At 51.9% G+C, this 8743-nt stretch carries 8 protein-coding genes and 1 other RNA gene; 8 read left to right on the top strand and 1 reads right to left on the bottom strand.

Annotation, left to right across the window (positions count from 1 at the left end; all coding sequences use genetic code 11):
* Positions 1-46 precede the first annotated feature (46 nt).
* A complete protein-coding gene (locus KDK13_RS05790) occupies positions 47-1111 on the bottom strand; it encodes a hypothetical protein (protein WP_257284011.1) in 1065 nt (354 codons plus the stop codon).
* Between the two features lie 182 nt (positions 1112-1293).
* Between KDK13_RS05790 and rsmI the strand changes: the two genes are divergently transcribed.
* The 8 genes from rsmI to KDK13_RS05750 all read left to right on the top strand — a co-directional run.
* Positions 1294-2139, top strand: a complete 846-nt coding sequence (rsmI, locus tag KDK13_RS05785) for a 16S rRNA (cytidine(1402)-2'-O)-methyltransferase (protein ID WP_257284009.1) — start codon at positions 1294-1296, stop codon at positions 2137-2139.
* Positions 2140-2260: 121 nt separating this feature from the next.
* An RNA gene (gene rnpB / locus KDK13_RS05780) (RNase P RNA component class A) lies at positions 2261-2662 on the top strand.
* Between the two features lie 537 nt (positions 2663-3199).
* Positions 3200-3655, top strand: a complete 456-nt coding sequence (gene mraZ, locus KDK13_RS05775; RefSeq protein WP_257284008.1) for a division/cell wall cluster transcriptional repressor MraZ — start codon at positions 3200-3202, stop codon at positions 3653-3655.
* Between the two features lie 65 nt (positions 3656-3720).
* Positions 3721-4713 carry a 16S rRNA (cytosine(1402)-N(4))-methyltransferase RsmH gene (gene rsmH / locus KDK13_RS05770; RefSeq protein ID WP_257284007.1) on the top strand — a complete coding sequence of 331 codons (993 nt, stop codon included), beginning with the start codon at positions 3721-3723 and terminating at the stop codon, positions 4711-4713.
* Complete coding sequence (ftsL, locus tag KDK13_RS05765; protein WP_257284006.1) at positions 4713-5027, top strand: cell division protein FtsL; 315 nt, start codon at positions 4713-4715, stop codon at positions 5025-5027. The genes rsmH and ftsL overlap by 1 nt, the downstream gene beginning before the upstream one ends.
* Positions 5028-5155: 128 nt before the next feature.
* Positions 5156-6868, top strand: a complete 1713-nt coding sequence (locus KDK13_RS05760; RefSeq protein WP_373692217.1) for a peptidoglycan D,D-transpeptidase FtsI family protein — start codon at positions 5156-5158, stop codon at positions 6866-6868.
* Positions 6869-6879: 11 nt separating this feature from the next.
* Positions 6880-8454, top strand: a complete 1575-nt coding sequence (locus KDK13_RS05755) for a UDP-N-acetylmuramoyl-L-alanyl-D-glutamate--2,6-diaminopimelate ligase (RefSeq protein ID WP_257284004.1) — start codon at positions 6880-6882, stop codon at positions 8452-8454.
* A partial coding sequence (locus tag KDK13_RS05750; RefSeq protein ID WP_257284003.1) for a Mur ligase domain-containing protein occupies positions 8451-8743 on the top strand: 293 nt, incomplete at its 3' end. The genes KDK13_RS05755 and KDK13_RS05750, both read left to right, overlap by 4 nt.

Below are 8743 nucleotides of genomic sequence, written 5' to 3'. Positions count from 1 at the left end.
GGGTGACTGGATACGAGGTCATTGATGGCAACGTCAACAATCGCTTTCAGGGCATTTCCCGTATCAGCTTTTCTTTCAAGATTAAAGATCTGACACCAGCTTTTCTGACTGAGGTCTCGCATTCAATGGCAAATGAGCACAAAAAAAAATCTCTATCGTACAACCAGTCACACCGTTCATATTCCTTGACCACCGAATCCGGGGTGACCAGCTGGCCATTCAGCCGCAGGCCCCTCAGGCAGCATTCCGCTTTGAAGCGCGACAGCTCCAGTGTTGCATTGACTGCCTGGTAATCCTTAGCCACCGAATCCGGTGTGACCTGCTGGCCATTTAACAACAGGCCCCTCAGGCAACATTCCTGTTTGAAGCGTGCTATACCCAGTCTGCCTTGTGGACTATCCGGGAAATCCTCAATAACTTCATCTGGTGTGACACGCTGGCCATTTAATAGCAGACCTCTCAGGCAACACTCCGCTTTGAAGCGTGCCATCCCCAGTCTGCCTTCCGGACTATCCGGGAAATCCCCAAGCACCTTATCCGGTGTGACTTCCCTGCCATTCAACGACAGGCGCCTCAGGCAACACTCTTGCTTGAAACGGGCCAGCTCCAGTGTGGCTGTGGCTGACTGATAACCTTTAACCACGGCATCCGGTGTGACCCGTCGGCCATTCAACAGCAGGCCCCTCAGGCAACATTCCGCTTTGAAACGTGTTATTGCCAATTTCTGCATATTGGTTCGATTTGGCTCCCGGTTGAATTCTCGCATGACCTGATCCGGGGTAATCTTTCTATTGCCATGTAGAATATTCTGTAAGCAAAGTTTTTGCAGGAAGAAGCCGCTTCTCAGGGAGGTACAGTCATTTCTATAGGCTTTAAGCACACCGACCGAGGTGATTTGACGACCGTGTAATGGTTTTCTTTTCCAAAAGGCATCCTCAATGCATTTGCCATCATCCGGGGCCGCGGTTCTTCCTTTGTGCAATTGATGGTTTGAAATTCTTTCACCGATAAATGTACTTCTGGGGCGACTCGTAATCCTGCTTGAAACGGTTTGTTGGTCAACCCGGCAAACCGGCTTTGGGTGGGAGTAAGTTGATGCTGTCGCTTTCATGCTTATCAAAATAAACTATAAATACCGAAATTCGACCTCACTATGATTATTAGGTTCCGTTAAGTTGTTTAGTTGTTGAGTTGTTGAATTGTTGAACTAATGAATGGTGACTATCTCTCATTCAACTCGGGCAACAAAATGATAAAATGTCGCCTGAAAAATTACATCGGTCCTTTTCTGTCATGTCTGACTCGCTTCTTTTTATAGTATCTACACCCATGGGTAACCTGGGTGATATGACGCCCAGGGCAATAGAGGTGCTTCGTCAGGTTGACGTTATTGCCGCAGAGGATACCCGGCACAGTAAGCGTCTGATGAATCACTTCGGTATTGATACGCCGCTGATTCCCTGTCATGACCACAATGAACGACATCAGGCCGTGATGATTGTTCGACGTATGCAGGCGGGTGAAACGGTTGCCTTGATCAGTGATGCCGGTACGCCGTTAATTTCTGACCCCGGCTTTTATCTGGTCCGGTCGGTGAGAGAAGCTGGATTTCGGGTGGTTCCTGTACCCGGAGCCTGTGCATTTATCGCTGCGCTGTCGGTCAGTGGTTTGCCCACGGATCGTTTTTATTTTGAGGGTTTTCTGCCCGCCAAAGGGGCGGGGCGTCGCAAGCGAATAGAATCCCTGGCGGCTTTTCCCAGTACATGGGGAGTGTATGAGTCGCCACATCGTATTTTGGAACTTCTGGAAGACCTGGAAACGGTGCTTGGCGGTGACCGATATATTGCGCTCGCCCGGGAAATCACCAAGACCTTTGAAACCGTCATGACTGGGACGGTGTCTGAGATTCAGGCCATTGTGCAATCGGATGCCAATCAGCAGCGTGGCGAGTTTGTTGTGCTGATCGAGGGCTATAAAGAGGAAGACAGTTCTGAAATCAGCCCGGAAATTGAAAAAATGCTGCAACGCTTATTACCGGAGTTGCCCATTAAAAAAGCGGCTGCCGTGGTCGCTGATCTGACCGGGCTGAGAAAGAAAGACCTCTATGAATTGGCTTTGGACATGAAGAAGGGGGAATAGCTGCTCTGCCTGTTTTTTGCCGGAAGTGGAGATAGGGATAACGGTTTTTGCCAATCCGGAAACTGAGTGGGTTGTTGTTACGGTTGATTATTGACGATTTCACAAGTAATATTCGCCGCCGCGAGCTGGCCGGGCAGTCGCTGTTCATTCTTATTCAGAATGGAGGGAGGAAAGTCCGGGCTCCAGAGGGTAGGGCGCCAGGTAATGCCTGGGGGGCGAAAGCCTACGGAAAGTGCAGCAGAGAGCAGACCGCCTAAGCCAGTGTTCTTGTCAGCTTCGGTTGAAAAGCAACTGGCCGGTAAGGGTGAAAGGGTGCGGTAAGAGCGCACCGCATGGCTGGTAACAGTCCATGGCACGGTAAACCCCGCCTGGAGCAAGACCAAATAGGAATCCTGTAGGTGTGACCCGCACTGGATTCGGGTAGGTTGCTTGAGGTGTCTGGTGACAGACATCCCAGATGAATGACTGCCCAGGCCTGCGCTGGCAGGCTGGACAGAACCCGGCTTACAGGCCGGCTCGCGATTCTTTTTCCCCTTGGGTTTTGGCATTTCCTGATTGTTTTCGTAACTGTTTTCGTAACTGTTTTCGTAACTCTGCTGGCGTCTACTGTCACCGGATATTGTCGCAAGCCCAGTCTCAGGCTTTGTCTCACCATCTATACATCGACTGCGTTTATCTTGTTAGCCTTCTTCGCAATAAAAGCGTTCTGCATCCGGTGTTGCAGCCTTTAAAAAAAGCCGAGCCATGGGTCTTTAATTTCCTTGCAGATTCCTTGTTTGCCCGTTGTATACAGACGCTTGCTATTAATTTTTCAAACCGTACTTGTATTGGGTTGTCCAATGTTGGATGGGATAGAGGTAGAACCCCTGCTTGACGTGGGTTTTCCAGATTCCTATAGTGTGCTTTAGTGGTGTAAAGTGGATTGTTGTGGGGCAAGTTGGTGGGACAAAGTAAGTGGGGCAAAGTGGGTGGCTGAATGGAGTTGGCTCTCATTAGTGCTTTTTATAAGTGGCGGGTGTCGTAAGGTTTTCAGGGGTTCGGGGACCAGGGAGAAGGTAGAGTGTTTCGCGGTGTGAATGCCATTAATATGGATGCCAAAGGGCGTCTTGCCATACCAGCCCGTTATCGGCAGGTGTTGCGGGATCGCTGTGATGGTGCCCTGGTGGCAACCATTGACACTGATGAACCTTGTTTGCTGATTTATCCACTGGACGAGTGGACGCTGATTCAGCAGAAAATTGAAGCACTTCCCAGTTTTCATCCAATGACCCGCCGGATTCAGAGGCTCTTGATTGGACACGCCACCGATGTAGAGCTGGATGGCAATGGGCGTATTCTTATCCCTCCACTGTTGCGTGAATACGCAGGTCTTGAAAAGCGCAGTATTTTGCTGGGTCAGGGCAAGAAGTTCGAGCTCTGGGACGAATGTTGCTGGAACGAGCGCCGTGACCAATACCTGAAAGAAGCCAGTGAGTCAGAAGAGATGCCGATGGAATTGCAGTCGCTCTCTTTATAAATCGTTTTTGGTTTTTTTGGGTTTTTTTTGGTGTGGCTGAGTTAAGAAAGCTTTGTGAAAGGTTTATGAAATCGTCAGATCGTGTTGGTAATGTTGGTGATAAAGGTGCCAGTACAATGGTAGCTCTCGACAATGAGGTGGCTAACCATGTGCACAAAACAGTGCTGCTCAACGAGGCTGTCGATGCGTTGCTGACTGATCCTTCCGGAATCTATGTTGATGGTACTTTTGGCAGAGGGGGACACAGTCGCTTGATTTTGAGTTCCCTGACAGAGCAGGGGCGGCTGATTGGTATTGATAAAGACCCGGCGGCCATTGCCACGGGTGTTGAACTGGAAAATGAGGACGCACGATTTTCAATTCGTCATGGTTCTTTTACCGATGTTGATTCAGTAAACGGTGACCAGTTGGTCGATGGAATATTGCTGGATCTGGGGGTTTCTTCGCCCCAGCTGGATGACCCTGAAAGAGGGTTCAGCTTCATGCAAGAGGGCCCACTGGATATGCGGATGAATCACCAGGATGGAGAAAGTGCAGCGGGCTGGCTGGCACGGGCGGAAGAACAGGAGATCAGTCGGGTAATCTGGGAATATGGCGAAGACCGCTTTTCCCGGAGGATGGCCAGGGCCATTGTCAGTGAAAGGGACCTTGAACCGATTCTGACCACCCGCCGTCTTGCACAAATTATTGCTGCGGCCTGCCCGACCAGAGAGAAGGGGAAGCACCCGGCTACCCGCGCGTTCCAGGCCATCAGAATCCATATCAACCGTGAGCTTGATGATCTGGTGCTATGTCTGGACCGGGCTCTGGAAAAATTGAAGCCCGGTGGCCGGTTGGTGGTTATCAGCTTTCACTCGCTGGAAGACAGAATTGTAAAACGCTTTATCCGCAGGCACCAAAAGGGAGACGAGCTGCCAAGCTGGCTGCCGGTGACAGAAGACCAGTTGAATCGGCGTATGAAAAGTCTGGGTAAGGCGATTAAGCCCTCCAGGGAGGAAGTGCAGGAAAATCCCAGGGCGCGAAGTGCGGTCATGCGTGTGGCAGAAAAGCTGGTTTGATGATGGGCCTGATGATGGATAGCGGTCTTCTGGTGTGTATGCATCTTATTCGCGCTTATGGTGCTGCCCTTTTGCTGCTGTTGCTGGTGGTATTGTCCGGACTGTCTGTGGGTTATGTTTCCTACGAAAATCGCCTTCTGCATAACCAGATACAGCAGGAACTTGAGAACAGAAACAGTGCGCAGGTTGAGTGGGGCAAGTTGCTGCTGGAACACAGCACACTGACATCGCCGGGAAAAATTGAGCAGATTGCCAGGGAGAAACTGGGCATGGATGTGCCAAAGAGCAGCGAGATAGAGATGGTTCTGCCATGAATCAGGGGCGGGTTCAGGGAAGCAAAGTATCACAGCACAACCGGTCAGCTTCAGAGAACAAGGCTGGCAGGGGCGGGGGCTGGATTGGCCTTGTGGTTAATAGCCTTGTACGGAAGTGGCGGTTGAAAATGCTGCAATCGGTCCTGCTGATTGCGGGGCTGGCCATCGGTTACCGAATTGTCGATTTGCAATTGCTGGATCGACAGTTTCTGCAAAATGAAGGCGATAAACGTTCTGTCCGTTATGAGTCAGTGGCGGCACACAGAGGTGTGATATTTGACCGCAATGGCGATCCCCTGGCCGTCAGCACGCCTGTGGTGACCATCTGGGCTGACCCGGAAGTGCTGTATCAGGCCAGTGACCGCTGGCAGGTTCTGGCAAAGGCGTTGGGAGTTACTCATAAGTGGTTGTCGGATCATGTGCAAGCGGCCAAAACCAGGGATTTTATCTACCTTAAACGACAATTGACTCCGGAGCAGGGGGCAAAGGTCATGGCATTGAGAGTGCCGGGTGTCGGGGCGATCAATGAGCACCGGCGCTATTACCCTGCTGCCGAGGTGGCCGCTCATCTGGTTGGCTTTACCAATATTGATGAGTCGGGTCAGGAAGGTCTGGAGTTAGCCTACAATGAATGGCTGTCCGGTGAGCCAGGTCAGCGCCGGGTTCTCAAGGACCGTAAGGGACAGCTTGCCCGGCAGGCTGAGCTGATGAAAAGTGCCAGTCCCGGCAAGGAACTGATGCTCAGTATCGATCTGAGGCTTCAGTACATGGCTTATCGTGAGTTGAAAAAGGCGGTTGAGCTGCACAGGGCCAAAGCTGGCTCGTTGATCATGCTTGATGTCAAGACCGGGGAAGTTCTGGCGATGGTCAACCAGCCTGCCTATAACCCCAATAACCGGGCTGATATGCAGGCCCATAAAATGCGCAACCGGGTAGTGACGGATATGGTCGAGCCGGGGTCAACACTGAAGCCTTTTGCGGTAGCGGCTGCCCTGGAGTCTGGTCAGTTTCACAAAGATTCAGTGATCAATACCGCACCCGGTTATCTGCGACTGGGCAGGGACCAGGTAAAGGATATCAATAATTACGGCGCTATTGATGTTACTACTGTGCTGAGAAAGTCCAGTAATGTCGGGGTTTCAAAAATGGCGCTGGCTATCGGCCCGGACAAGGTGTTGGATTTGCTCCAGAGAGTTGGCCTTGGTCAAAGTGCCGGAACCGGTTTTCCCGGTGAAAGCCCTGGCTATTTGCCTTATCGGGATCGCTGGAGTGATATTGAGATTGCCACATTATCCTTCGGCTATGGTTTGACGGTGACCCCTTTGCAATTGGCTCAGGCCTATACCGTTCTTGGTTCTGGTGGCATGATGCGCCCTGTTTCCCTGATCAAGCGGGATGTTGTGCCCGATGGTGTCCGGGTGATGGATCAGCAGGTTGCTGATGACCTGAGGAAAATGCTTCGTGAGGTGGTTCATGGTGGAACCGGTGGCCGGGCGATGATCGATGCGTTTGAGGTCGGGGGAAAAACCGGAACGGCCAGAAAGGTTGGGCCAAACGGTTATATCAAGGATCGCTACATAGGCATGTTTGCCGGTTTGGCGCCTATTGATGATCCGCGGCTGGCCATGGTTGTCATTATTGATGACCCCACTGGAAAGAGCTATTACGGCGGTCTGATTGCAGCGCCGGTATTCTCCAGGGTGGCCGCTGGGGCACTGCGAGTACTGGGGGTTGAACCTGTCGGCTTGGAAAATCCGGGTGCAGACCAGCGTATGGCATCTATTCCCTATGCGCTGGATCTGGATGAGAAAAGCGTTACTACACCGTTGAAAGAAGGGTAAAGCGAAAAGCAATGACAGCTGAGCAAGAGAATACTCTCAATGGCGTGCTTGCCGAACTGCAGCTACCGGTGGTAGCGGTAGACAAGAAGCTGAATCATATGACCCTCGATAGTCGCAGGATTACCGGGGGTGAGTTGTTTATTGCGATTCCCGGGGTTCAGTCCGATGGTCGCCAATACATAGCTGATGCCCTGGAAAAAGGGGCAGCGGCGGTGCTGGTGGACGATAGCGAAGGGTTTGATCTGTCTGCAGCTGCGGGTTATGAGTCTGTTTTTATGGTTCCGGGCCTGAGCGGCAAGGTTGGATCCCTGGCTCATCATTTCTATCGGCAACCTTCTGAACAACTGGGCATTATTGGTGTTACCGGCACCAATGGCAAAACTTCCTGTTGCTGGTTTATCGCTGAAATCCTCGGGCAGCTGGAAAAGCCCTGTGCATTGATGGGCACTGTAGGGCGCGGGTTGCCGGGGCAGATGGAGGCTTCATTAAACACCACCAGTGATGTTGTTTCCCTGCAAAAGTTCCTGGGGCAACTGGTGGCTGATGGTGTGCAGGCCCTGGCCATGGAGGTTTCATCCCATGGGCTTGACCAGGGGCGGGTATCAGGGGTCTCTTTTGAGGTGGCGCTGTTTACCCATATCAGTCGTGATCATCTGGACTATCACGGTTCCCTGGAGAACTATGCAGCGGCCAAGGCCAGGTTGTTTTCGGAGTGTAATTACCAGTATGCCGTTATTGGTAAAGATGATGAGTTTTCACCGTTGATGCTTTCGTCCTGCCCTGCAGATGCCAATGTTACGACCTGGTCCCTGGAAGATACTTCGGCAGATGTTTATCTCAGTGATATTGAGACGTTACCCCAGGGTTTCAGGGCAACCATCCATACGCCCTGGGGAGAGGGAACGTTGGTCACCTCATTACTGGGCCGTTTTAACCTGGAAAATCTGTTGGCGGTCATTGCTGCGTTGGGTGTCCAGGGGTATTCACTTGATCGCCTTCTGGCTGCCATTCCGGTAATTTCTGCCCCTCCGGGCAGGATGCAGCAGTTTGGTGGTGACAGTCAGCCCCTGGTGCTGGTTGATTATGCCCATACGCCGGATGCCATTGAGAGTGTTCTTTCTGCACTGCGTGAGCACCGCTCTCAAATCAAGCGTTCCGCAAAAGATGGCGAACAAGGCGCCGGGAATATTGTCTGTATATATGGTTGCGGTGGTGACCGGGACAGGGGGAAAAGACCGTTGATGACGGCAGCCGCCCTGAAGGGGGCGGACAGGGCCGTGCTGACCAGTGATAACCCCCGGACTGAAGATCCCCTTCAGATTACTGCTGATGCACTGGACGGTATTGCACAGGATGATCTTCGGTGTATTCAGGTTATCGCTGACCGGTCTGAAGCCATCCGTACCACAATTGCTTCCGCCAGAACTGGCGATATTGTCTTGATCGCGGGCAAGGGGCATGAAAACTATCAGGAAATTCATGGTGTTCGACATCACTTCGATGATGCAGAGCAGGTGCAGTTGGTTTTGCAGTCTCAATGGCGAAGTGTTCAGTCACAGAATGTTCAAGAGGAAGTTCAGGGATGATTGAATCGATGCCCCTATCCGTTGTTGCCGGGATTGTGAAAGGTCAGTTGCATGATCTTCCGGGTGACGAGTTGTCGGTAACCGGTGTCAGCATTGATACCCGAACGTTGCAACCGGGTGACCTTTTTATTGCCATTAAAGGTCCCCGTTTTGATGGACACGATTACCTGGCACAGGCCCAGGCGGCAGGTGCAGTTGCTGCCTTGACCGAGCACTATGTCAGCGATGGTGCTTTGCCACAAGGTGCCGTCATGCCACAAGGTGCCGTCATGCCACAAGGTGCCGTCAT

It is taken from the genome of Endozoicomonas sp. SESOKO1, assembly GCF_024606265.1.
In the GTDB taxonomy this organism is placed as follows: domain Bacteria; phylum Pseudomonadota; class Gammaproteobacteria; order Pseudomonadales; family Endozoicomonadaceae; genus Endozoicomonas.
Note: the sequence above shows the minus strand (reverse complement) of the source record. Positions and strands in the feature narration are given on the sequence as shown.